The sequence below is a fragment of the Cellulosimicrobium sp. EB106-03-01-XG111 genome (assembly GCF_058792115.1).
Genome location: NZ_JBYTEQ010000004.1, coordinates 54 through 23,412 on the forward strand (window position 1 = coordinate 54; position 23,359 = coordinate 23,412).

Below are 23,359 nucleotides of genomic sequence, written 5' to 3' on the forward strand. Positions count from 1 at the left end.
CCCCCCCCCCCCCCCCCCCCCCCCCCCCCCCCCCCCCCCCCGCCGTCGAGGTCGCGTCGTCGTCAGGCGCTGACGAGCGAGCGCAGCACGTACTGCAGGATGCCGCCGTTGCGGTAGTAGTCCGCCTCGCCCGGGGTGTCGATGCGCACGACCGCGTCGAACTCGACGCTCGTGCCGTCGGGCTTCGTGGCGGTGACCTTGACCGTCGACGGCGTGGTGCCGTCGTTGAGCACGGTGATGCCCTCGATGTCGAAGGTCTCCGTGCCCGCGAGACCGAGCGACTCGGCGTTCTCGCCCGCCGGGAACTGCAGCGGGAGGACACCCATGCCGATGAGGTTCGAGCGGTGGATGCGCTCGAAGCTCTCCGTGATGACGGCCTTGACGCCCAGGAGCGCGGTGCCCTTGGCCGCCCAGTCGCGCGACGAGCCGGAGCCGTACTCCTTGCCGCCGAGGATGACGAGCGGGGTGCCCTGCGCGGCGTAGTCCTGCGCGGCGTCGTAGATCGTGTCCTGCGCGTCCTTCACGAAGTTGAAGGTGTAGCCGCCCTCGACGTTGTCGAGGAGCTGGTTGCGCAGGCGGATGTTCGCGAACGTGCCACGGATCATGACCTCGTGGTTCCCGCGGCGCGAGCCGTAGGAGTTGAAGTCGCGGCGCGCGACGCCGTGCTCCGCGAGGTACTTGCCGGCCGGCGAGTCCACCTTGATGGCGCCGGCAGGGCTGATGTGGTCGGTCGTCACGGAGTCGCCGAGCTTCGCGAGCACGCGCGCGCCGGAGATGTCCGTGACGGGCGACGGCTCCATGCCCATGCCCTCGAAGTACGGGGGCTTGCGCACGTAGGTCGACTCGGTGTCCCACGCGAACGTGTCGCCCTCGGGCGTCTCGAGCGCGCGCCAGCGGTCGTCGCCCGAGAAGACGTCCGCGTAGTCCTTCGTGAACATGTCGCGGTCGATCGACGCGTCGATCGTCGCCTGGACCTCCTCCGGGGAGGGCCAGATGTCCTGGAGGAAGACCGGCTCGCCGTGCGGGTCGGTGCCGAGGGGCTCGCCCTCGAAGTCGAAGTCCATCGTGCCGGCCAGCGCGTACGCGATGACGAGGGGCGGCGACGCGAGGTAGTTCATCTTCACGTCGGGGTTGATGCGACCCTCGAAGTTGCGGTTGCCCGAGAGGACCGAGACGACCGAGAGGTCGTGCTCGTTGACCGTCGCCGAGATCTCGTCGGCGAGCGGGCCCGAGTTGCCGATGCACGTGGCGCAGCCGTAGCCGACCAGGTGGAAGCCGAGCTTCTCGAGGTACGGCCACAGGCCGGCCTTCTCGTAGTAGTTCGTCACGACCTGCGAGCCGGGCGCCATCGACGTCTTGACCCACGGCTTCGAGGCGAGGCCGCGGTCGACCGCCTTCTTCGCGAGCAGGGCCGCCGCGAGCATGACCGACGGGTTCGACGTGTTGGTGCACGACGTGATCGACGCGATGACGACGTGCCCGTGGTCGAGCTCGGTCGTCGTGCCGCCCTCGAGCGTCACCGGGACGACCTTGTGCGGGCGCTTCGCGCTGTCGGCGTGGCTCGGCGCGACCGGCTGGTCGGACGGGTCGTCGTGCGCGGCGGCGGCGATCGGGTCGGACGCCGGGAACGTCTCCTCGACCGACTCGTCGAGACCCGTGAACGGTGCCGCCTCCTGGGCGTCGACGTAGTCGAGGATCGCGGACGCGAAGGACTCCTTCGCCTCGCCGAGCTCGATGCGGTCCTGCGGGCGCTTCGGGCCGGCGATCGACGGGACGACCGTCGAGAGGTCGAGCTCGAGGTACTCCGAGAAGACCGGCTCGACGTAGCCGTCGGCCTCCGGGTCGAGCCACAGGCCCTGCTCCTTGGCGTACGCCTCGACGAGCGCGAGCTGCTCGTCGCTGCGGCCCGTGAGGCGCAGGTAGTCGATCGTCACGCCGTCGATCGGGAAGATCGCGGCGGTCGAGCCGAACTCGGGGCTCATGTTGCCGATGGTCGCGCGGTTCGCGAGCGGCACCTGGGCCACGCCCGCGCCGTAGAACTCGACGAACTTCCCGACGACGCCGTGCTGGCGCAGCATCTGGGTGATGGTGAGCACGACGTCGGTCGCGGTGACGCCCGCCGGGATGGAGCCGTTGAGCTTGAAGCCCACGACGCGCGGGATGAGCATCGAGACGGGCTGGCCGAGCATGGCCGCCTCGGCCTCGATGCCGCCGACGCCCCAGCCGAGCACGCCGAGGCCGTTGACCATCGTCGTGTGCGAGTCGGTGCCGACGCACGTGTCCGGGTAGGCGCGCAGCACGCCGCCGACTTCACGGGTCATGACGGTGCGCGCGAGGTACTCGATGTTGACCTGGTGCACGATGCCGGTGCCCGGGGGGACGACCTTGAAGTCGTCGAAGGCCGTCTGGCCCCAGCGCAGGAACTGGTAGCGCTCGTGGTTGCGCTGGTACTCGAACTCGACGTTGCGCTCGAACGCGTCCGAGCGGCCCGCGACGTCGATCTGGACCGAGTGGTCGATGACCATCTCGGCCGGCGCCAGCGGGTTGATGCGCGACGGGTCGCCGCCGAGCTCCGCGACGGCCTCGCGCATCGTCGCGAGGTCCACGACGCACGGCACACCGGTGAAGTCCTGCATGATCACGCGCGCCGGCGTGAACTGGATCTCGGTGTCCGGCTGCGCGGCCGGGTCCCAGGACGCGAGCGCGCGGACGTGGTCCGCGGTGATGTTGGCGCCGTCCTCCGTGCGCAGGAGGTTCTCGGCGAGGATCTTCAGGCTGTACGGGAGGCGCTCGACACCCTCGACGGCGGAGAGGCGGAAGATCTCGTACGAGTTCTCACCGACCTCCAGCGTTCCCTTCGACCCGAACGTGTCGACGCTGCTCACTCGTAGCTCCTTCGTGGCGAGACGGTGGCACGGATGCCATGGTTCAGGGGGCTTCGCCCAGACTACGCCGGGCCGGTGCGCCGCTCCGTCCGCGTCCCGGAGGACGGGCGGGGCGGTGGCCGGCGGCTCGTCCACGACCCGCGACCTGCACCGTGACCAGCATACCCCATATATCTTGACGTCAAGATATATGGGGTCGGCGACGGCTCAGAGGTCGCAGTCGCACAGGACGTTGAGCTCGACGACCTGCTCCCCCTCGTCGGGCCGCGCCCACGCCTCCGCCTCCGCGCGCGACGCGAAGCTCCGGCCCGCGAGCCGCCCGTTCGGCATCAGGACGCCCATGCCGACGACGTCCCGGACGTCGTCCGGGTCACCGGCGGTCCTGTCCTCGCTCGCCGCCGGGACGTCCGCCCGGGTCCCCCTCCCCGTCGTGCCCGTCATGCACGCACCACCGTCCCGTCGTCGCAGGGTTCTCCCCTCATCATGCGCCCTCCGCGGCCCGGACCGCGTCCACGCCGGCGCACATTCAGCGCGGTCAGCGCGGTCAGCGCGTGAGGACGGCGACCGCCTCGAGGTGGTGCGTCATGGGGAAGAGGTCGAACGCGCGCAGCGACGTGAGCCCGTAGCCGTGCTCCGCGAGGTACGACACGTCGCGGGCGAGCGCGGCCGGGTCGCACGCGACGTAGACGACGCGCGAGGGCTGCCGGGCCGCCACAGCCTCGACGACGGCACGCCCGGCACCGACGCGGGGCGGGTCGAGCACGACGACGTCCGCCCCGCTCCCGTCCTGCCCGAGCACCTGCTCGACCGGCCCGTGCCGCAGCTCGACCCGGTCGAGCCCGTGCGCGTTGCGCCGGGCGTCGCGCACGGCGCGCTCGTCGCCCTCGACGGCGAGGACCGTGCCGTCGTCCCCCACCGCGGCCGCGAGCGGTGACGTGAACAGCCCGGCCCCGGAGTAGAGGTCGAGCACGCGCGCGCCGTCGACGTCGCCGACGCCGTCGAGCACCGCGCGCGTCAGCGTCGCGGGCGCCTCCCGGTGGACCTGCCAGAACCCGTCGGCGGCGACCCGGTACGTGTGCTCCCGGTCGCCGAGCACGACCCGCTCGGTGACGCTGCGCCGTGCGTTGGGCCGGTGGTCGGGCCCCCCGCGCCAGGGCTCGCCGTCGACGAGGAGGACCGGCGCGGACCCGACGGGCGCGACGAGCTCGATCCGGGTGCCCGGGCGCCACGTGCGGGTGAAGACCTTCTCGTGCGCCGCGAGGTCGGCGACGTCCTCGCTCGCGAGCGGCATGGCGTCGAGCGGGAGGACGGTGTGCGAGCGGAAGCGGTGCATGCCGGCGCGCCCGCCGCCGTCGGCCACGAGGTCGACGCGCGTGCGGTACCCGAGGCCGCCGCGCTCGTCGTCACCCGGCAGACCCTCGACCTCTACCTGAGGGTGAAGGTCGTCGAGCTCGAGGCGCGCGAGGCGGCGCAGCTGCTCGGCCAGGACGTCGCGCTTCCACCGCCGCTGCGCGCCCAGCGCGACGTGCGCGAGCTCCCCGCCGCCCACGCCGCCCGGGCCCGCCTCGGGCCACGCGGACGGCACACGGTCGGGCGACGCCTCGAGCACCTCGACCGCGTCGGCGCGCCAGAACTTGGCCGCGTCGCCGCCCTCGGTGACGCGGGCGCGCACGCGCTCGCCCGGCAGCGCGTGCCGCACGAAGACGACCCGGCCCTCGTGGCGGGCCACGCAGTGGCCGCCGTGCGCGACGGGACCGACCTCGAGCTCGACCTCGACCTCAGGTCGAGGGAGCGTGCGCGGCGACTGCCGGTTCTGGCGCCCCTGACGTCGGCCGCCGCGTCGCGGCGCGCGGTCGGGACGACCGGCGGCGGGGTCGGACGGACGGTCGGAGGGCACGGCGGGACCACGCGAGGAGGACGGCATGCCCCCAGTATCCCGGACGCTCCCCCGTCCGCGTCCCGGGCGCGGTCGCCCGTCCCGGTCCGGGCGCACGACGGCCCGGCCCCGCGTCGGGGCCGAGCCGTCCGCGCCCGCCGTGTCGGCGGGATCAGTAGCCGGTGAAGCGCTGGCGGAAGCCCTCGCCCTCGAGCCCCGTCTGCCCCTCCGTCGAGGAGAGCTGCCACGGCACCGACGCGACGACGACGCCCGGCGTGAAGAGGAGGCGGCCCTTGAGGCGCAGCGCGCTCTGGTTGTGCAGCAGCTGCTCCCACCAGTGCCCGACGACGTACTCCGGGATGTACACGACCACCAGGTCGCGCGGGGACTCGCGCCGCACGGACCGCACGTACGACAGCACGGGCCGCGTGATCTCGCGGAACGGCGAGTCCAGCACGCGCAGCGGCACCGGGAGGTCGAGCGCCTCCCACTGCCGCATGAGGTCCTCCACGTCCTCGGCGTCCACGCCGACGGTGACGGCCTCCAGGACCGACGGCCGCGAGGCCCGCGCGTACGCGAGCGCGCGCATCGTCGGGCGGTGGATCTTCGAGACGAGCACGATCGCGTGCACGCGGCTCGGCAGCGCGCGGGCGGCTGCGGCGTCGTCGCCGAGCGCGAGCTCGTCGCGCACCGTGTCGTAGTGCTTGCGGATCGACTTCATGAGCACGAAGACGATCGCCATGGCGAGGATCGCGATCCACGCGCCGTGCGTGAACTTCGTGAGGAGCACGATGACGAGGACCGTGCCGGTCATGCCGAGGCCCACGGTGTTCACGACGCGCGAGCGGCGCATGCGGGACCGCTCGCGCGGCTGGTGCTCGGTGCGCAGCGCGCGGGTCCAGTGCCGCACCATGCCCAGCTGGGACAGCGTGAAGGACACGAACACGCCCACGATGTAGAGCTGGATCAGGCGCGTCACCTCGGCGTCGAAGGCCCAGATGAGCACGATCGCCGCGACGGCGAGCGTGATGATCCCGTTCGAGAACGCGAGGCGGTCGCCGCGCGTGTGGAGCTGGCGCGGGAGGTAGCCGTCCTTGGCGAGGATCGAGCCGAGCACCGGGAACCCGTTGAACGCGGTGTTCGCCGCGAGCACGAGGATGAGCCCCGTCACGGCAGACACGACGTAGAACAGGATCGGCGCGCCGCTGAACACCGTCTCCGCGAGCTGCCCGATCACGGGGTGCTGCACGTAGTCGACCGGGAGCGGCTCGCCGTTGAGCGAGAGCTGCGCGTGCGGGTCCTCCGCGTAGTGCACGCCCGTCGCGCGGGCGAGGAAGAGGATGGAGAGCATCATCGCCGCCGAGATGCCGCCCAGCAGGGCGAGCGTCGTGGCGGCGTTGCGCGACTTGGGCTTGCGGAACGCGGGGACGCCGTTGCTGATGGCCTCGACGCCCGTGAGGGCGGCGCACCCGGATGCGAACGCGCGCGCCACGAGGAAGGCGCCCGCGATGCCCATGAGCCCCTGGTCGAACCCGCTCTCCGCGGTGAGCTCGAACTCCGCGCTCTCCGCCGGGCCGAGGTTGCCGGTGACGTACTGGAAGAAGCCGACGACCGCCGTCGTGCCGATCGCGAGCATGAAGAGGTAGACGGGGATCGCGAAGAAGGTGCCCGACTCCTTCACCCCGCGCAGGTTGACGAGCGTGAGCACCACGACGAGCCCGATCGCGAACGCCGCCTCGTGGTCCCGCAGCGCCGGGATCGCGCTCGCGGCGTACTGCGCGCCCGAGGAGATCGAGACCGCGACCGTGAGCACGTAGTCGACCATGAGGGCCGACGCGACGCCGACGCCCGCCGTCGGGCCGAGGTTGACCGTCGCGACCTCGTAGTCGCCGCCGCCCGACGGGTACGCGCGCACGTTCTGGCGGTAGGACGCGACGACCGTCAGCAGCACGACCACGACCGCGAGGCCGACCCACGGCGAGATCATCGTCGCGCTGAGGCCGGCGAGGGCGAGCGTCAGGAGGATCTCGTCCGGGGCGTACGCGACGGACGAGAGCGCGTCGGACGCGAAGACGGGCAGCGCGACGCGCTTGGGGAGCAGCGTGTGCCCCAGGTGCTCGGAACGGACAGGCCGCCCGAGCAGCAGCCGCTTCGCGGCATCAGCGATCTCCGACACGAGGACACATGCTATGCCCGACGGCGCCCGGTCGCGCTGGTGCGCGCCCACGGGCTCCGCGGGCGGTAGCGTTCGGTGCGTGCACTTCGTGATCATGGGCTGCGGGCGCGTCGGTGCGACGCTCGCCCAGTCCCTCGAGTCGAGCGGCCACTCGGTCGCCGTCGTCGACCAGAACCCCGACGCGTTCCGGCGCCTGCCCGCGGAGTTCACGGGCAAGAAGGTGACCGGCGTCGGGTTCGACCGCGACACGCTCGTCCAGGCCGGCATCGAGGACGCCTACGCGTTCGCCGCCGTCTCCGACGGCGACAACTCGAACATCCTGTCCGCGCGCGTGGTCCGCGAGACGTTCGGCGTCGAGAAGGTCGTCGCCCGCATCTACGACCCGCAGCGCGCCGAGATCTACCAGCGGCTCGGCATCCCGACCGTGGCGACCGTGCGCTGGACCTCGGACCAGGTGCTGCGCCGCATGCTCCCGTTCGGCGCGACCGACGAGTACCGCGACCCGTCCGGGCGCGTGCGGCTCGCCCAGGTCGACTTCCACCCCGGCTGGATCGGCCGCACCGTCCGCGCCATCGAGGACGCGACCGAGGCGCGCGTCGCGTTCGTCAGCCGCTTCGGCGACGGCGTCCTCGTCACCGACCGCACCGTCCTGCAGGAGAACGACGTGCTGCACGTGCTCATGGACGACGAGCGGGCCGCCGTCGTCGAACGCCGGCTCACCCACGCACCGAAGGTCGAGGCCGAGTGATGCGCGTCGTCATCGCCGGGGCGGGCTCCGTCGGCCGCTCGATCGCCCGCGAGCTCCTCAGCCACGACCACGAGGTCATGCTCGTCGACAAGCAGCCCGCCGCGATGCGCGTCGCGCAGGTCGCGGAGGCCGACTGGCTCCTCGCCGACGCGTGCGAGCTGTCGTCGCTCGCCGAGGCGAAGGTCGACGAGTGCGACGTCATCGTGGCCGCGACGGGCGACGACAAGGTGAACCTCGTCGTGTCGCTCCTCGCCAAGACCGAGTTCGGCGTCCCGCGCACGGTCGCGCGCGTCAACAACCCGAAGAACGAGTGGATGTTCGACGAGTCGTGGGGCGTCGACGTCGCGGTGTCCACGCCGCGCATCATGACGGCGATGGTCGAGGAGGCCGTCGCCGTGGGCGACCTCGTGCGCATCTTCACGTTCCACCAGTCGGGCGCCGACATCCTCGAGGTGACGCTGCCGCCGTCGTCGCCGCTCCTCGGTCACCGGGTCGGCGAGGTGCGCTGGCCGGCGGACACCGTGCTCGCCGCGATCGTGCGCGGCACGCGCCCGATCGCGCCGAGCGCCGACGACACGCTCGAGGTCGGGGACGAGCTCCTGCTCGTCACGGGGAACGAGGCGGACGAGGGCGCGCTGGCCCGGCTGCTCGCCGGGGAGGCCGAGGACGGCCCGACGGCGCCGGACGCGCCCGTCGAGCCCCCCGAGCTCGGCGGCGACCTGCTCTGACGGCGCCCCGCCCGCGCCCCGCGGCTATGCCGCGGGCCGGGGACCGGCGGTCGCCGGCCGGCGCACCAGGATCCACGTGAGCCACAGCACGAGGGCCCACAGCGGGATCCCCATGACGAGGCGCGCGGTGCCGAGCCAGCCGACGTCGCCGTCGAGGTACAGCGGCACCTGGACCGCGAGGCGCGCCCCGAAGAGCCCGATCCACAGCCACGTCGCGGCGGTGTAGCGGCGCACGAGCGCGCGGTCCGACCGCCACGCCCGCGCCCAGCGCGCGAACGCGCCGGGCTCTCCCGAGCCCCCGGCGGCCCGCTCGGCGGGCTGCTCCGCGGGAGCGCCCGCGCTCGCGCGGGGGTCGTCACCGTCGGCCGCGGCCGCGCCGCCCGACGCCGTCCCCACGCCGAAGCCGCTGCGGAAGCCCTCGACGACGAGCCCGACGAGCGGCCAGCGGACCACGACGGACACGAGGAGCGCGACGAGGTACGCGGCGTTGGTCCACAGCCCCCACGCGAAGTAGTCCTGCGCCTCCCCCGAGCGCCACGCCCACAGGACGCCGATGCCCACGCCCAGGAGACCTCCGAACGCCTGCGTCACGGGCGTGCGCTGGACGAGGCGCGCCGCGACGGCCACGAGGGCCGCCGCCACGGACGTCACGAGCGCCCAGCGCAGGTTGGTCGTCGCGACGTAGACGACGACGAACACGAGCCCGGGCGCGACGGACTCCACGAGCCCCCGCACACCGCCGATCGCGTCGGCCACCGAGAAGTCCTCGCCCGCGAGCGCGCGCACGCCGCGGGCGCGGCCGTCCTCGGGCGCCGCGACGTCGTCGACGACGGTCTCCACCACCTCGGCGTCGTGCGCCACGGGAACGCGCTCCGGGTCGGGGCGCCCGCCCGCGGGGCCGCCGGTCGCGTCGCTGCTGCTCGTCATGTCGGGGCGTCCTCGGGGGCTCGGGTGGGCGGCGCCGGCGGGAGGGCCGGTGCGGCCGGGTCGGGTGCGCAGGATCGTACGGCACGGCCGTGCACGACGGCCGCCCGGTCACTCCCCCGGCTTGGCCAGCAGCTCGTAGCGCGGGTTGAAGATGGTGCGGCGGCCGTCGACGTCGCACACGAGGCCCTCGACGAGCGCGCGGCGCCCGGGCTCGATCCCGGCGATCCGGCGGCGCCCGAGCCAGACGAGGTCGACGACCCCGGACCCGTCGAAGAGCTCGACCTCGACGGTCGGCACGCCCTCGCGCGGGCGGAGCACGACGGACCGCAGGACGCCGGAGATCTTCGCGCGGCGACGGTTGGGCAGCTCGGCCACGGCGCGGCAGCCCTTCTGCCGGGCCGCCTCGGTGCGCTCCTCGTCGGCCGCGAGCTCCTCCTGGGAGGCGAGCGCGGTGCGCCAGGCGTCACGCAGGGTGGGGACCATGTCAGCGGATCTCCGTGATCTCCGGCCCACGGGTCAGCGGGTCGAACGACGGCGTCTCGGGGGCGCCGGCCGGGGTCGGGGCCGCGGCGGCGTCGGGGCCCTTGCCCGGGAGGTGCAGGGTGAGCAGGTCGCGCGGCGGGCGCGGGTTCTGGTCGCGCACGACGACGATGTTGGCGAACACCGACTCCAGCAGTCGCGCCTCGGCCGGGTCGACCGCCGCCTTGCCCGTGAGCACGCCGCGCAGGAACCAGCGCGGGCCGTCGACGCCCACGAAGCGCGCGGGCCGGACGCCCGGGCGACCGTCCGGCGTCTGCGCGGGGATGCGCGCGAGCAGCTCGCGCCCGAACGGGCCGGGCAGGTCGTCGACCGTGCCGCCCTGCTTGGTGACGGACGCCGCGATCTCGCCGCGGATCTCGTCCCAGATGCCCTCGGTGCGCGGCGCGGCGAACGCCTGCACCTGGAGCCCGGAGCCGCCGACCGCGCAGGCCACGCCCGTGATGCGCTGCGTCTTCTTGTCGACCTCCATGCGCAGCTCCATGCCCGGCACGCCGGGGAGCCACACCGCGCCGAGGTCGAGGCGCGGGCCGCGCTCGGGCACCTGGGAGGAGTCGTACGGGCCGCGCGCGGGGGCCTCGGCGGCCGCCTCCGGGGCGGGCGCGCCGTCGCCGGCCTGCTCGGACGTCGTGCCCGACGGCTCGGGCGACTCGGCCGGCTCGGACGACCTGGAGCGACGGAACAGACCCACGGACGAACTCCTTCACCTGCCCGGCACTCGGCCGGGTCTCCTCACGGGACGCTCGTCCCGCACTGATTCCACACTAGCCCGCGCAGCGGCGGTCGGGGTGCGCCGGTCAGGGTGCGGGCGTCCACCCGCCGCTCGACCCGAACCCGCCCTCGCCGCGGTGCGACCCGGGCAGGCGCTCGGCCTGCACGAACCGCGCCCGCTCGACCTTCTGGACGACGAGCTGGGCGACCCGGTCCCCGCGCCGCAGCACGACGGGCTCGCGCGCGTCGGTGTTGAGCAGCGTCACCTTGATCTCGCCGCGGTACCCGGCGTCCACGGTCCCCGGCGCGTTGACGACCGTGAGCCCGTGCTTCGCCGCGAGACCCGAGCGCGGGTGCACGAACGCCGCGTAGCCGTCGGGCAGCGCGATCGACACGCCCGTCGGGACCACGGCCCGCTCCCCCGGCGCCAGCTCGACGTCGACGGTCGTCACGAGGTCCGCGCCCGCGTCGCCCGGGTGGGCGTAGGCGGGCAGGGGGACGTCGTCGAGGAGCGTGATGAGGACGTCGACGTCGCCGGTCGAGGGCTGCTGGTGGTTCGGCACCCGCAGAGCCTAGTGCGCGCGGAGCGCCGCGAGCACGTCGGCCACGGTACGAGGTGCTGGGATGATGGACCCATGACCGACGCCGCCGACCGCAGCACCCCGTCCCCGACCCGCGGACCCGCCGGGACCTCCGGCGCCGCGAGCACGGCCTCGTACCGCGAGCGCCTCGTCCCGGGCGTGGGCGGCTGGGCCGCGGCGCTCGGCTTCGCCCTCGTCCTCGGGATCGCCCTGTGGCCGGCGAGCCACGCCATCGCGCTCGGCGTCGGCGGCCTGGCTGCCGTCGCGGGCGTCGTCGCGCTGTGGTGGACGTCGCCGGTCGTCGAGGTCGCCGACGGCGAGCTCCGGGCGGGGCGGGCCCACGTCCCGGCGTCCCTGCTCGGCCAGGTGACGACCCTCGACGCCGACGCGATGCGCGTCCAGCTCGGCCCCCGCCTCGACGCGCGCGCGTACGTGTGCCTGCGCGCCTGGGCGCGCACCGGGGTCCACGTGGTGCTCGAGGACCCGCAGGACCCGACGCCGTACTGGCTCGTCTCGACCCGGCACCCGCAGCGCCTGGCCGACGCGGTCCGCGCCGCGCACGCCGCCTGAGCGCAGGCCCGCGAACGCCGACGGCCGCCGCCCCAGGGAGGGGGCGGCGGCCGTCGGCCGTGGTGCGCGGCGGGTCAGGCAGCGCACTCCGAGCAGATCTGCTGGCCGTTCTTCTCGTAGGCGAGCTGGCTGCGGTGGTGCACGAGGAAACAGCTCGCGCACGTGAACTCGTCCGCCTGACGAGGAAGGACCCGGACGGAGAGCTCCTCGCCGGACAGGTCGGCACCGGGCAGCTCGAAGCCTTCGGCCGCCTCGGTCTCGTCCTCGTCAACGACGCCCGAGCTCTTGTCGGAGCGACGAGCCTGGAGCTCCTGGAGCGAGTCCTCGCTGAGCTCCTCTTCACTCTTGCGGGGGGCGTCGTAGTCTGTTGCCATCTGTGGGGTCACTCTCCGGAATATCGTCGATCGCGACTGTGCGCGTCCGGACCACCGGCGACGGCCGGTCGTGCCGGGCGGCACGGGTGCGGGGTGCGGGGGCACCCCGTGACGTGACGTGCCCCGAGGGGGTTCGTGGCACTGCACGCTCATCAATGCGCGGCGCACCGGAATTGTTCCCGGTGGGCCCCCGGATTCTGCACCATTTCCCTGAGGGATGCACCCTGTGTCGCGGCACGCGACCGGGTGTCGTTGGTCACGGGTGCGCGGTGCCGCCTCAGGAGTCGGAGTCGGCGCCCGCGTCCTCGAGGATCCGGACCAGGCGCGCGACCGCCTCGGGCGGTCCCGCGACCGTCATCTCGCGGTCCGCGGCCCGGCCCCGCAGGCCCGTCACGCGCGCCCCGGCCTCGTGCGCGACGAGCGCTCCCGCGGCCATGTCCCACGGGTTGAGGCCGCGCTCGTAGTAGAGGTCGAGCTCGCCCGTGGCGACGAGGCACAGGTCGATCGCGGCCGAGCCGAGCCGACGGATGTCGCGGACCTGCGGCAGCACGTCGAGCAGCACGCGGGCCTGCGCGCGACGGCGGTCGGCGTCGTACCCGAAGCCGGTGCCGACGAGGCACTGGCCGAGGTCGGTCTCGGCGTTGACGTGCACGGGGCGGCCGTCGAGCGTCGCGCCGGCGCCCAGCCCCGCCGTCCACGTGCGGTCGTCGACGACGGAGTGCACCGCCCCGGCGAGCACCGTCCACTCCAGCGGGTCGGGCGGACCGACCACCGCGGCGACCGACACCGCGTACGACGCGACGCCGTAGAGGTAGTTCACGGTCCCGTCGACGGGGTCGATGACCCACGTGACGCCGGAGGTCCCGGCCGAGGCGCCCTCCTCCTCGCCGAGGATCGCGTCGTCGGGGCGGGCGGCGGCGATGCCGCGGCGCAGCAGCGCCTCGGAGTCGGCGTCCATCCGCGTCACGACGTCGGTCGCGGTCGACTTCGTCGCCGCCACCTCGACGCGGTCGGGGCGGCCGGAGCGGACCAGCTCGCCGGCCTCGCGCGCGAGGCGCTCGGCCAGGTCGCGCAGGTCGGCCACGGTGACGTCGTCGGGCTGCCGGGGGTCGTCGATGAAGAGGCGCACGGCTCACATCCTGCCCGACCCGCGGCGTGCCCGGCGACCCTCCCACGGGCCGGGCGCGGACCAGCCGAGGCGGAGCGAGACGAGGCGGAAGCCGAACACGAGCGCGAGCACCGCCGCCTGCGAGAACGGGCCGAGCATGCCCGCCTCGGCGAGCGCCGCCGTGAGCGCGGCGCCCGCGAGCGCCGGGATGGCGTACAGCTGCTTGTCCTGGAACAGCAGCGGCACCTCGTTGGTCAGCAGGTCTCGCAGGATGCCGCCCCCCACCCCGGTCAGCACCCCGGCGAAGACCGCCGCGAGCGGGCCGACGCCGTACTCGAGCGCCTTCATGGTGCCGGACAGCACGAAGAGGGCCAGGGCGCCTGCGTCGAGCACGATGATGCTGCGCCGCAGCTGCTCGAGCCGCGGGTGCCAGAAGAACGTGACGACGCCGGCGAGGGCTGCGACCGCCACGAGCCGCCAGTCGGAGATCCCGACGGGCGGGATCGCCCCGATGAGGACGTCGCGCAGGAGCCCGCCGCCCAGGCCGGCGGCCCAGGCGAGCACGAGGACGCCGACGAGGTCGAACCGCTTGCGCACCGCGGCGAGCCCGCCGGACAGCGCCGCGAAGAACACGCCGGCGAGCTCGAGGGCGTCACCGGGCACGAGGTCGAGGATCACCCCCGCATCATCCCAGCCGCGGCCCGCCGGGGCCGGGCCGGGGCCGGGCCGGGGCCGGGCCGGGACCGGTGCGAATGGGCGGCGCACCGCGCGTGCTGCGCCGCTCGGGGATGGGACGATGGCACCCTCGAGGGAGCGGTGGCGCGGGTGTCGCGGTCCACGGCGCACGGCGGTCCGGCACGCGGCCGGGCCCCGGGCGACAGCACGAGCGGCACACGAGCAGCACCGCGAGCGCCACCGGGCGCGGCGACACGGGAGGGTCCATGGACGAGCTGGAGCTGGTGAGACTGCACGAGGACGGGGAGCACCTCGTCCTGCGCGCGACGGGTGGCGCGCAGTTCGTGCTGCCCATCACCGAGGCGCTGCGCGCGGCCGTACGGCGCGACCGCCCGCACCTGGAGCACCTGCGCGCGGAGGGCGAGCGCAACCTCGCCCCGCGCGAGATCCAGGCCCGCCTGCGCGCCGGGGACTCCGTGGAGGCGGTCGCCGAGGCCGCGGGGCTCGGCGTCGAGCACGTGCGCCGGTTCGCCGGTCCGGTCGTCGCCGAGCAGGAGTACGTGGTCGAACGCGTGCGCGGGCTGCGCCCGGGGCACGACGAGGACTCTCCGACGGTGGGCGAGCTCGTCGCGCAGCGGCTCGCCGCGCGCGACGTCGACGCCGCCGCGGTCGCGTGGAGCGCCGCGCGCGCGCACGGGTCGCCGTGGGTCGTGACGGCGACGTTCGAGGCCGGGACCGGCGAGCGCACCGCCCGCTGGACCTACGACCCGGCGACGCGCGCGCTGCAGGCGCTCGACGACGAGGCCCGCTGGCTCTCCGGGACGGACGCCCCGCGCGACCCGGCCCCCGGGGCCGTCGCGGTGTTCGACGTGGACGCGACCGCTCGCGGCGCCCGCGGCCTGCGGTCCGCGCCGCCGGCCGACGACGGGACGGCCGAGCTGCTCGACGACCTGAGCCAGCGGCGCGGCGTGCGCCCGCGCAAGGACCCGACGCCGGCGGGCGACACCGTGGGGCAGGAGCCGTTCGAGGGCTTCGGGCCGCTCGCCCCGGGGAACCGTGCGCAGGACGAGCCCGAGGGCGGCTTCTCCGGCGGCCTGCCCGCGGGTGCGACCGTGGTGCACCTGCCGACGATCCGGCCCCAGCAGAGCCCCGTCGTCGCCGACGCGTCCGCGGACGGTCACGACGAGCCCGCGCGCCCGGAGACCGACGCGCCCGGGCAGGCGGGCACGGCGGACGACGCGCCGTCGCCGTCCGACGCCGACGCCGACGGCTCCTCGAGCGCGGCGCGGCCCCAGGCCGCGCGCGAGGCCCGCAAGGGGAAGAACCGGTCGCGCGCGAAGGTCCCGAGCTGGGACGAGATCGTGTTCGGGGCCCGCCCCGAGTGACGACCGGGTCGCGTCAGCGCGGCAGGTCGAGCGGCAGCCCGTCCTCCGTCGCGTGCCGGCGCGCGACCGCCGTCGTCATGCGCCGCATGTGGTGGCGGCGGCACAGCACCTCGTAGCCGATCTCCCCCGAGCCGGCCCGGACGTCCCCGACGACGACCTGGTCGCCCTCCACGACCATGCGCCCGTCCACCGTTCGCGCGTTGTGCGTGGCGCGCCGACCGCACCAGCACAGCGACTCGACCTGGAGGACCTCGACACGGTCCGCGAGCTCGATGAGGCGCGCGGACCCCGGGAACAGGCGCGTGCGGAAGTCGGCCGTGATGCCGAACGCGAAGACGTCGATCTCCGTCTCGTCGACGAGGCGCGCGAGCTGCTCGACCTGCGCCGGGGAGTAGAACTGCGCCTCGTCGCACACGAGGTAGTCCACGGGCTCCGGCTCGGCGGTGACGAGCGACCAGAAGTCGGTGTGGTCGTGGACCTCGCGCGCGACGACCTCGAGACCGAGGCGCGAGGAGAGCCGGTCGGACCCGGCGCGGTCGTCGCGCGAGAAGATCAGCCCGCGCCGGCCGCGCGCGGCGTGGTTGTGGTCGAGCTGGAGCGCCAGGGTGGACTTGCCGCAGTCCATGGTCCCGGAGAAGAAGACGAGCTCTGCCATCGGCGGTCCTCCGCGAGGTCGGTCGGTGCGGTCACGCCGGTGGGGCCGGGGCGACGGGCGCGGTCGGGTCAGGTGGCCGCGACGAGCAGCGGCACGCGCATCTCGCGCTCGGTGAGCGAGCCGTGCACGCCCAGGAGCGTGAGCGACGCGGGCGTCTGGGTGCGCGAGTCGACGACGGTCGCCCGCCCCCGCAGCGCGACCATGACGTCGCCGGCGGCGGCGACGGCCTCGGGTCGGGGGTCGGGCCCGAGGTAGCCCCGCGCCAGCACCTCCTCCCGCGCCAGCACGAGCGCGTCGTCGCCGAGGACGTCGCGCCAGCGCGCGACGACGGCCGCCGTCTGGCCGGGCTCGGTGTACACGTGGACGGCGCGCGGCTCGCCGCCGACGAGCTCGACGCCACGTGAGAGCGCGGGGTCGGTCGCGACGTCGCGGCGCAGCGCCGGGTCGACGTCGACCATGCCGTGGTCCGCGGTGACGAGCACGAGGGTGCCCCGCGGCACGGACCGTACGAGGCGCGCGAGCTCGCGGTCGAGCGCCTCGAGCTCGTCGCCCCACTGCCACGACGCGCTGCCGTGGTGGTGGCCCGCCTTGTCCACCTCGCCCCAGTAGAGGTAGACGAGCCCGGGCCGGGACAGCGCGCGGACGGCGGCGTCGACGCGCCCGGACAGCGGCTCGGCGGACGCGTACGTGCCGCCGCGCAGCGCGGCGACCGTCATGCCCGACCCGGCGAACCGGGCCGGGCCGGTCGACGTCACCGCGACACCCGACCCGGCCAGGCGCGCGAGCACCGGCTCCTCGCGCTGGAGCTCGGCGGGCGCGGGCGCACCCTCCCACGACACCATGTTGGCGAGGCCGCGCGTCGCCGGGTTGCGCTGCGTGTACCCGAGCATGCCCGTGCGGCCCGGCGCGGTGCCCGTGCCGAACGCGCCGATCGCGGCGGCGGTCGTGCTGGGGAACGTCGAGGTGAGGGGCCGCGCGTCGGGCAGGAGCGAGCGCAGGAACGGCGCGTGGCCCGCGCGCTCGGCGAGGTTGAGGTGGCCGAGACCGTCGACGAGCACGACGCACACGCGCTCGGCGCGCGGGAGGTCGAGGGCGCTGCGCGCGGCCTCGCTCGCGAGCCCCGTGGCCGTCGTCAGGCTCACGCCGAGCGCGCCCGCGGCGGCGGGCAGGACCGCCGCGAGGCCGCCCGTCCCGTGCTCGGGCGCGAGCAGACCAGGAGGGAGCGCCGGGTCGGCGACCGGGGCCGGCGCGTCCGCGGGTGCCTCGCTCACCGGGCGCTGTGCCGCGTCGTGGAGCGCGAGAGGGCCCGCGCGAAGTCCACCGCAGCCCGCACGGCGTCCCGGCCCTCCGCCTCGGCGCTCACCCGGACGACGACGTCGTCGGGCGTGATCTGGCCGGTGAGCCCGTGGTCGGCGTCGCACGCGGGGTCGGGGCAGCCGGCGGGCTCGAGGTCGACGCGCGAGACCGCGCCCCAGCCGAGCGCGAGCGTGACCTCGAGGGGCGCGGTGCCCGCACGGTGCTCGTGCGGCTCCGCCACGACGTGCGTGAGCGAGACGGACCGCACCTCGGACAGGGGCACCGCCTCGGTCGTGGCGGCGGCGGAGGCCGACGGGTTCTCGCTGTCCGCCGGGTGGTCGTCGACGTGCGCCGTGACGAGCCGCGTGGGCGTGAGGACGAGCACCGTGAGGTGGCGGCGCACCTCGGTCGCGTCGAACGTCGTCTCGGGGAGCACGAGGTGCGAGACGATCTCCTCCCCCGCGACGGCGAGGTCGAGGACGTCCGCGACGAGCTCCGGGTAGTAGCCGGCGCGGTGGAGCTGGGTCGTCAGGTCGGTCCAGGCGTTGGAGGTAGCAGAGGGCACCCGTGCATTGTCCCATCCGGCGCCGGGCCGGGGCCACCCGCCGACGAGGGCCCCGGGCGGGCAGGGACCGGCCCGTCAGCCCGGCAGGGCCCGCCGGAGCGCGTCGGCGCGCTGCGCGTCGGCGAGCGTGACGCGCGCGCTGAGGACCGCGGCCCCGTGCTCCGAGACGACGACGGGGTACAGCTCGAGGCTGCGGACCTCGGGCAGGTCGTCCGCGAGCACGGACACGCGCGCCAGGACGTCCTCGAGCGCGGCCGTCGCGACGACGTGCGTGCCCATGTAGCCGAAGAGGCGCGGCGCGGCGCGCACCGAGCGGACCATCGCCGCGACGTCGACGTCGGTCAGGGGCGGCACGCCGTAGGCGACGTCGCCGAGGAGGTCGACGGCGTCGCCCGCGAGCCCGAACGAGACGACGGGCCCGAAGAGCTGGTCCTCGGTCGAGCGGACCACGCACGCGACGCCCGCGTCGGCCATCGCCTGGACCTCGAACGGCTCGTCCGCGGCGCCCGGCAGCACCGCCGCGAGCGCCGCGCGCATCTGCGCGAAGTCCGTGCGCAGCTCGGTCTCGTCCGCGATGTCCAGCCGCACGCCCCCGAGGTCGGCGCGGTGCCGCAGGCCTGGCGCGGTGCTCTTGAGCGCCACGGGCCAGCCGACCTCGCGCGCGGCCTCGACCGCCTCGTCGGCGCTGCGCACCCGGCGCGCGGGCCAGACCCGCACGCCGTAGCACGCGAGCAGCTCCGCCGTCGTCGTCGGGTCGAGGTCGACGGCGTCCTGGCCGGCGAGCGCGCCCTCGACGAGCGCGCGCGCCCGTACCGGGTCGACGCCGGTCGGGCGCACGGGCGTGCCGTGGTCGGCCTCGCGCCAGCGCGCGTAGCGCACGACGGCGCCGAGCGCGGCGACGGCGTCCTCCGGCGTCGAGTAGGCGGGGACGCGCACGAGGGCGGCCCCGGTCCCGTCCTCCGCCCCGGTCCCGTCCTCCGCCGCGGGGGCGGGCGCCGAGAGCTCGTCGGTGAGGCCGTGCAGGCCGAGCATGCTCGCCACGGTCGTGCGGCCCGTGCGCGCGGCCGCGTCCGCGACGGCGCGCGAGACGTCGGTGCGCCGCGGCCCGACGACCGGGACCTGCACCACCACGACGACGTCGCACGCGTCGGGCGCGTAGAGCGCGTCGACCGTGGCGGCGAGCTCGTCCGCGGACGCGTCCTCGGGCAGGAAGTCCGAGCGTGCGACGACGAGACCTGCCGACGCGGACGCCTCGGCGACGAGCGCGGCGAGCGACGCGGAGCTCGCGAGGATGCCGACGCGACGCCCAGCGGGGAGCGGCTGGTGCGCGAGGAGCTGGGCGATGTCGATCATGTGGTGCGTGTTCTCGGCACGGATGACGCCGGACTGCCGGAGCATCTCCTCGAGCGTCCGCCGCGGCGCGCGCGTCGAGCGGACCGCGTGCCCCGGCGGCACGACGTGCCCCGAGCGCCCGGCCGTGACCACGACCACGGGCTTGACCGACGCGAGGCGGCGCGCGATGCGCGAGAACTTGCGCGGGTTGCCGATGGACTCGAGGTAGAGGCACACGACCTGGGTCGCCGCGTCGTCCTGCCAGTACTGCATGAGGTCGTTGCCGGAGACGTCCGCGCGGTGCCCGGCGGACAGGAACGACGACACGCCCAGGCCGCGCCGCGCCGTCGTCGCGAGGAGGGTCACGGCCATGGGCGCGGACTGGCTGAACAGGCCCACCACGCCGGGGGCCGGCAGGTCGTGGGCGAGGGTCGCGGCGAGCGCCGGACGGTCGGGCGCGTCGCCCGTGCGCAGCAGCCCGTAGCTCGCGGGCCCGACCACGCGCAGGCCCGCCGTGTGCGCGACGCGCAGGAGCTCGCGCTGCAGCGCGAGCCCGTCCGGCCCGGTCTCGGCGAAGCCGGCCGACAGCACGACGACGCCGCGCACCTCGAGGCGCGCGAGCCGGCGGACCGCGTCGATCGCCGCGGGCGGCGGCAGCGCGACGACGGCGAGGTCGACGGGGCCGGGCACGTCGGCGAGGGAGGCGTACGACTGCTCCTCCCCCGGCGCGCGCGCGGCACCCACGACGTGGACCGTCACGGCGCTCCGGTCGAGCGCGGCGAGCGCGCGCTGCGCCAGCAGGCGGTCGAGGGCCTCGCCGTCGTGCTCCGCGCCCGCGTCGAGCGGGGCGTCGGGACCGACGAGCACGACGCTCGTGGCGCCCAGCAGCCCCTGCATGCTCCGGGCCTCCGCGCGGTGCTCGCGGTCCGCCATGACGGCCCGGGACCGTTCCGTGGGGTCGAGGTCGACGCTGACCTGGACGAAGCCGTCGTCCATCTGCTGGCGCACGTCGTACCCGGCCTCGCGGAACACGGCGAGCATCTTGCCGTTCTGCGGCAGCACCTCGGCGGTGAAGCGGCGCACGCCGCGCTCGCGCGCCGCCGCGGCGACGTGCTCCAGCAGCACGGAGCCGAGGCCCCGCCCCTGCGCGGAGTCGGCGATGTTGAAGGCGACCTCCGCCTCGGCGGGGCCGGTGCGGTCGAACCGCGCGACGCCGATGATGTCCTCGCCGCCGTCCCCGGGGGCGCCGTCGCGCGGTCGCACCGCGACGAGCGCGACGCGGTCCGCGTGGTCGACGCGCGTGAAGCGCTCGAGGTCGCGCTCGGACAGCCGCTCCATGGGCGCGAAGAACCGCAGGTACGTGGAGCGCTCGGACTGGCCGACGTGGAAGCGCTGGAGCGCGTCGGCGTCCTCGGGGCGGATGGGCCGCACGTGGGTGGTGGTCCCGTCGCGCAGCACGACGTCGGCCTCCCACTCCACCGGGTACCGGTCCGGGTCCCGCCCCGGTGCGCCGTCGTCCACGCCCCCAGGCTATGCGGTCGCGCGCGCGGTGCGCCTGCGCCACCCCGGCCCGAGCCGGGAGGACAATGGTCCCGGCAGGCGGTCCCGGCACGTGCCGTGGCAGGCGCCGTGGCAGGCGCCGTGGCACCGCGTGTCGGACCCGTGGCGTACCCTCGCGTGCGGCACGCAACCGCAGCACCCGGCCGGCACAGCGCCGGCCACGACGGCACAGACCTCGCGCCACCGCGGCGCACCGAACGGCAGGAGCCCGCAGGCCCATGGCGCGCAAGTCCTCGACCCCCTCGATCGACCCGGCCGAGGTGAACGAGAAGATCGTCGACGTCGACGTCCAGGCGGAGATGGAGACGTCGTTCCTCGAGTACGCCTACTCCGTCATCTACTCGCGCGCCCTGCCCGACGCGCGGGACGGCCTCAAGCCCGTCCAGCGCCGCATCCTCTACATGATGGCCGACATGGGGCTGCGCCCCGACCGGGCCCACGTGAAGTCGGCGCGCGTCGTCGGCGAGGTCATGGGCAAGCTGCACCCGCACGGCGACGCCGCGATCTACGACGCGCTCGTGCGCCTCTCCCAGGACTTCTCGCTCCGGCTCCCGCTGGTCGACGGGCACGGCAACTTCGGCACGCTCGACGACGGCCCCGCGGCCTCCCGGTACACCGAGGCGCGCCTCGCGCCGCCGTCGCTCGCGATGACGGCCGGGCTCGACGAGGACGTCGTCGACTTCGTGCCGAACTACGACAACAAGCTCCAGCAGCCCGAGGTCCTGCCCGCGGCGATCCCCAACCTGCTCGTCAACGGCGCGTCGGGCATCGCGGTCGGCATGGCCACCAACATGGCGCCCCACAACCTCGTCGAGGTCGTCGCGGCGGCGCGCCACCTCGTCGCGCACCCGGACGCCGACCTCGAGTCGCTCATGCGGTTCGTGCCCGGCCCGGACCTGCCCACGGGCGGCAAGATCGTCGGCCTCGACGGCGTCCGGGACGCCTACCGCACGGGCCGCGGCACGTTCCGCACGCGCGCGACCGCACGCGTCGAGAGCCTCACGCCGCGCCGCAAGGGCATCGTCATCACCGAGCTGCCCTACCTCGTCGGCCCGGAGAAGGTGATCGAGAAGATCGCCGAGGGCGTCAAGACGAAGAAGATCCAGGGGATCACGGCCGCGACCGACCTCACGGACCGCGAGCACGGGCTGCGCATCGTCGTCGAGGTGAAGACGGGCTTCAACCCCGAGGCGGTGCTCGAGCAGCTCTACAAGTTCACGCCGCTCGAGGACTCGTTCGGCATGAACAACGTCGCGCTCGTCGACGGCCAGCCGCGCACGCTCGGTCTGCGGGAGATGCTGTCGGTGTGGGTCGACCACCGCATCGACGTGGTGCGCCGTCGTTCCGCGTACCGGCTGCGCAAGCGCTCCGAGCGGCTGCACCTCGTGGACGGCCTGCTCGTCGCGATCGTCGACATCGACGAGGTCATCCAGGTGATCCGGTCGTCCGACGACACGGCGACCGCCCGCGGCCGCCTGCAGACGGTGTTCGACCTGTCGGAGCCGCAGGCGGAGTACATCCTCGAGCTCCAGCTGCGCCGCCTCACCAAGTTCTCGCGCATCGAGCTCGAGAAGGAGCAGGAGACGCTGCGCCGCGAGATCGAGGAGCTCCAGGAGATCCTCGGCAGCGACGCACGGCTGCGCGCCGTGGTGTCGGGCGAGATGGCGGACGTCGCCAAGACGTACGGCACCCCGCGCCGCACGATCCTGCTGGAGTCCGCGGGCGCCGCACCGACGACGACCGCGGCCGTCCCGCTCGAGGTCGCCGACACCACGTGCTGGGCGCTGTTCTCCGCGACCGGGCTGCTCGCCCGCACGAGCGACGAGACGGAGCCCGCGCGCTCGGGGCCGCGCGCCGCGCACGACGTGCTGCGCGCCGCCGTCCGCACGACCGCGCGCGGCGAGGTCGGCCTCGTCACGAGCCGGGGCCGCATGCTGCGCGTCTCCGTGCTCGACCTGCCCGCCCTCCCGCCGACGGACAACGCGCCGAGCCTGTCCGGCGGCGTCCCGCTCAGCGAGGTCGTCGCGCTCGAGCCGGGCGAGGACGCGGTGACCATCGCGTCGCTCGACCCCGACGCTCCCCCGCTCGCGCTCGGCACCGCGCAGGGCGTCGTCAAGCGCGTCACCCCGGGCGACGTCCCGGGCAACCGCGACGAGTGGGAGGTCATCGGGCTCAAGGACGGCGACACCGTCGTGGGCGCGGCGCCCGCGACGGACGCCGACGAGCTCGTGTTCGTCTCCAGCGACGCGTCCCTGCTGCACTTCGACGCGTCCGCGGTCCGGCCCCAGGGCCGCCCGGCGGGCGGCATGGCCGGCATCCGGCTCGCCGACGGCCAGCGGGTCGCGTTCTTCGGCGTCGTCCCGGCCGACGTGCGCGACCTCGGCGTCGTCGTCACCGTCGCGGGGTCGTCCGACGCGCTCCCCGGGACGCAGACCGGCGCCGGCAAGGTGACGCCCTACGAGCTCTACCCCGGCAAGGGCCGCGGGACCGGCGGCGTCCGCGCGCACCGGTTCCTCAAGGGCGAGGACGCGCTCATCCTCGCGTGGGTCGGCCAGGGGCCGGCCCGTGCCACGGGGTCCGGCGGGCAGTCGGTCGACCTGCCGCCGGTCGACCAGCGCCGCGACGGGTCGGGCACGCCGCTCGCGTCCCCGGTCACCGCCGTCGGCTAGC

General features: G+C 75.1%; 20 protein-coding genes. 5 read left to right on the forward strand and 15 right to left on the reverse strand.

What is annotated here, in order from left to right:
* Positions 1-62: 62 nt before the first annotated feature.
* The 4 genes from AC3WT4_RS05360 to AC3WT4_RS05375 all read right to left on the reverse strand — a co-directional run bounded on the left by AC3WT4_RS05360 (position 63) and on the right by AC3WT4_RS05375 (position 6,937).
* Positions 63-2,885 (reverse strand): aconitate hydratase, encoded by a 2,823-nt coding sequence (locus AC3WT4_RS05360; RefSeq protein WP_492314923.1) that lies wholly within the window; start codon positions 2,883-2,885, stop codon positions 63-65.
* A 207-nt stretch (positions 2,886-3,092) separates the two neighbouring features.
* A complete protein-coding gene (locus AC3WT4_RS05365) occupies positions 3,093-3,326 on the reverse strand; it encodes a hypothetical protein (protein WP_492314924.1) in 234 nt (77 codons plus the stop codon).
* A gap of 103 nt (positions 3,327-3,429) precedes the next feature.
* Complete coding sequence (locus tag AC3WT4_RS05370) at positions 3,430-4,809, reverse strand: class I SAM-dependent RNA methyltransferase (protein ID WP_492314925.1); 1,380 nt, start codon at positions 4,807-4,809, stop codon at positions 3,430-3,432.
* Between the two features lie 124 nt (positions 4,810-4,933).
* Complete coding sequence (locus AC3WT4_RS05375; protein ID WP_074806063.1) at positions 4,934-6,937, reverse strand: APC family permease; 2,004 nt, start codon at positions 6,935-6,937, stop codon at positions 4,934-4,936.
* A 94-nt stretch (positions 6,938-7,031) separates the two neighbouring features.
* Here AC3WT4_RS05375 and AC3WT4_RS05380 point away from each other — a divergent pair, with 94 nt between their 5' ends.
* Positions 7,032-7,685 carry a potassium channel family protein gene (locus AC3WT4_RS05380; RefSeq protein ID WP_074807158.1) on the forward strand — a complete coding sequence of 218 codons (654 nt, stop codon included), beginning with the start codon at positions 7,032-7,034 and terminating at the stop codon, positions 7,683-7,685.
* Entirely contained in the window at positions 7,685-8,413 is a 729-nt protein-coding gene (locus tag AC3WT4_RS05385) for a potassium channel family protein (protein WP_074807155.1), read from the forward strand. The genes AC3WT4_RS05380 and AC3WT4_RS05385 overlap by 1 nt, the downstream gene beginning before the upstream one ends.
* Before the next feature lie 24 nt (positions 8,414-8,437).
* On the opposite strand, the gene AC3WT4_RS05390 is transcribed toward AC3WT4_RS05385, so the two are convergent.
* From AC3WT4_RS05390 to dut, 4 genes are all read right to left on the reverse strand, one after another.
* Complete coding sequence (locus AC3WT4_RS05390) at positions 8,438-9,340, reverse strand: DUF3159 domain-containing protein (RefSeq protein ID WP_108047283.1); 903 nt, start codon at positions 9,338-9,340, stop codon at positions 8,438-8,440.
* A 108-nt stretch (positions 9,341-9,448) separates the two neighbouring features.
* Positions 9,449-9,823: an OB-fold nucleic acid binding domain-containing protein gene (locus AC3WT4_RS05395; RefSeq protein ID WP_034652381.1), complete on the reverse strand. Its 375-nt coding sequence runs from the start codon at positions 9,821-9,823 to the stop codon at positions 9,449-9,451.
* Between the two features lies 1 nt (position 9,824).
* The gene (locus AC3WT4_RS05400; protein WP_108047285.1) at positions 9,825-10,568 is read right to left on the reverse strand and encodes a DUF3710 domain-containing protein; all 744 of its coding nucleotides are present in this window, start codon (positions 10,566-10,568) and stop codon (positions 9,825-9,827) included.
* A gap of 106 nt (positions 10,569-10,674) precedes the next feature.
* Positions 10,675-11,151, reverse strand: a complete 477-nt coding sequence (dut, locus tag AC3WT4_RS05405; RefSeq protein ID WP_034652386.1) for a dUTP diphosphatase — start codon at positions 11,149-11,151, stop codon at positions 10,675-10,677.
* A gap of 72 nt (positions 11,152-11,223) precedes the next feature.
* Between dut and AC3WT4_RS05410 the strand changes: the two genes are divergently transcribed.
* Positions 11,224-11,739, forward strand: a complete 516-nt coding sequence (locus AC3WT4_RS05410; protein WP_074806057.1) for a DUF3093 domain-containing protein — start codon at positions 11,224-11,226, stop codon at positions 11,737-11,739.
* Positions 11,740-11,813: 74 nt separating this feature from the next.
* Here AC3WT4_RS05410 and AC3WT4_RS05415 read toward each other — a convergent pair whose 3' ends face one another.
* The 3 genes from AC3WT4_RS05415 to AC3WT4_RS05425 all read right to left on the reverse strand — a co-directional run bounded on the left by AC3WT4_RS05415 (position 11,814) and on the right by AC3WT4_RS05425 (position 13,899).
* The gene (locus AC3WT4_RS05415) at positions 11,814-12,113 is read right to left on the reverse strand and encodes a DUF4193 domain-containing protein (protein WP_021483601.1); all 300 of its coding nucleotides are present in this window, start codon (positions 12,111-12,113) and stop codon (positions 11,814-11,816) included.
* 277 nt (positions 12,114-12,390) lie between these two features.
* On the reverse strand, positions 12,391-13,242 hold the full coding sequence (locus tag AC3WT4_RS05420; protein ID WP_255181129.1) for an inositol monophosphatase family protein: 852 nt from the start codon (positions 13,240-13,242) through the stop codon (positions 12,391-12,393).
* Between the two features lie 3 nt (positions 13,243-13,245).
* Positions 13,246-13,899, reverse strand: coding sequence for a trimeric intracellular cation channel family protein (locus tag AC3WT4_RS05425; protein WP_074806054.1), 654 nt, complete (start codon positions 13,897-13,899; stop codon positions 13,246-13,248).
* 263 nt (positions 13,900-14,162) lie between these two features.
* Between AC3WT4_RS05425 and sepH the strand changes: the two genes are divergently transcribed.
* Positions 14,163-15,281, forward strand: a complete 1,119-nt coding sequence (gene sepH / locus AC3WT4_RS05430; RefSeq protein WP_492314926.1) for a septation protein SepH — start codon at positions 14,163-14,165, stop codon at positions 15,279-15,281.
* A gap of 13 nt (positions 15,282-15,294) precedes the next feature.
* Here sepH and AC3WT4_RS05435 read toward each other — a convergent pair whose 3' ends face one another.
* The 4 genes from AC3WT4_RS05435 to AC3WT4_RS05450 form a co-directional block, all read right to left on the reverse strand.
* On the reverse strand, positions 15,295-15,936 hold the full coding sequence (locus AC3WT4_RS05435; protein ID WP_074806048.1) for a thymidine kinase: 642 nt from the start codon (positions 15,934-15,936) through the stop codon (positions 15,295-15,297).
* Between the two features lie 68 nt (positions 15,937-16,004).
* Positions 16,005-17,207, reverse strand: a complete 1,203-nt coding sequence (locus AC3WT4_RS05440; RefSeq protein WP_492314927.1) for an alkaline phosphatase family protein — start codon at positions 17,205-17,207, stop codon at positions 16,005-16,007.
* Entirely contained in the window at positions 17,204-17,797 is a 594-nt protein-coding gene (locus AC3WT4_RS05445) for a DUF5998 family protein (protein ID WP_074806042.1), read from the reverse strand. Before AC3WT4_RS05445 ends, AC3WT4_RS05440 begins: the two co-directional genes overlap by 4 nt.
* 75 nt (positions 17,798-17,872) lie before the next feature.
* The gene (locus AC3WT4_RS05450) at positions 17,873-20,650 is read right to left on the reverse strand and encodes a bifunctional acetate--CoA ligase family protein/GNAT family N-acetyltransferase (protein ID WP_492314928.1); all 2,778 of its coding nucleotides are present in this window, start codon (positions 20,648-20,650) and stop codon (positions 17,873-17,875) included.
* 257 nt (positions 20,651-20,907) lie between these two features.
* Here AC3WT4_RS05450 and AC3WT4_RS05455 point away from each other — a divergent pair, with 257 nt between their 5' ends.
* Positions 20,908-23,358 carry a DNA gyrase/topoisomerase IV subunit A gene (locus AC3WT4_RS05455; protein ID WP_074806036.1) on the forward strand — a complete coding sequence of 817 codons (2,451 nt, stop codon included), beginning with the start codon at positions 20,908-20,910 and terminating at the stop codon, positions 23,356-23,358.
* Position 23,359 lies beyond the last annotated feature (1 nt).

Bases quoted from the DNA above. Each gene is read 5' to 3' on its own strand.
- AC3WT4_RS05365 (WP_492314924.1), bottom strand. From the start codon at position 3,326: ATGACGGGCACGACGGGGAGGGGGACCCGGGCGGACGTCCCGGCGGCG.
- AC3WT4_RS05370 (WP_492314925.1), bottom strand. From the start codon at position 4,809: ATGCCGTCCTCCTCGCGTGGTCCCGCCGTGCCCTCCGACCGTCCGTCC.
- AC3WT4_RS05380 (WP_074807158.1), top strand. From the start codon at position 7,032: ATGGGCTGCGGGCGCGTCGGTGCGACGCTCGCCCAGTCCCTCGAGTCG.
- AC3WT4_RS05385 (WP_074807155.1), top strand. From the start codon at position 7,685: ATGCGCGTCGTCATCGCCGGGGCGGGCTCCGTCGGCCGCTCGATCGCC.
- AC3WT4_RS05390 (WP_108047283.1), bottom strand. From the start codon at position 9,340: ATGACGAGCAGCAGCGACGCGACCGGCGGCCCCGCGGGCGGGCGCCCC.
- AC3WT4_RS05395 (WP_034652381.1), bottom strand. From the start codon at position 9,823: ATGGTCCCCACCCTGCGTGACGCCTGGCGCACCGCGCTCGCCTCCCAG.
- AC3WT4_RS05410 (WP_074806057.1), top strand. From the start codon at position 11,224: ATGACCGACGCCGCCGACCGCAGCACCCCGTCCCCGACCCGCGGACCC.
- AC3WT4_RS05415 (WP_021483601.1), bottom strand. From the start codon at position 12,113: ATGGCAACAGACTACGACGCCCCCCGCAAGAGTGAAGAGGAGCTCAGC.
- sepH (WP_492314926.1), top strand. From the start codon at position 14,163: ATGGACGAGCTGGAGCTGGTGAGACTGCACGAGGACGGGGAGCACCTC.
- AC3WT4_RS05435 (WP_074806048.1), bottom strand. From the start codon at position 15,936: ATGGCAGAGCTCGTCTTCTTCTCCGGGACCATGGACTGCGGCAAGTCC.
- AC3WT4_RS05455 (WP_074806036.1), top strand. From the start codon at position 20,908: ATGGCGCGCAAGTCCTCGACCCCCTCGATCGACCCGGCCGAGGTGAAC.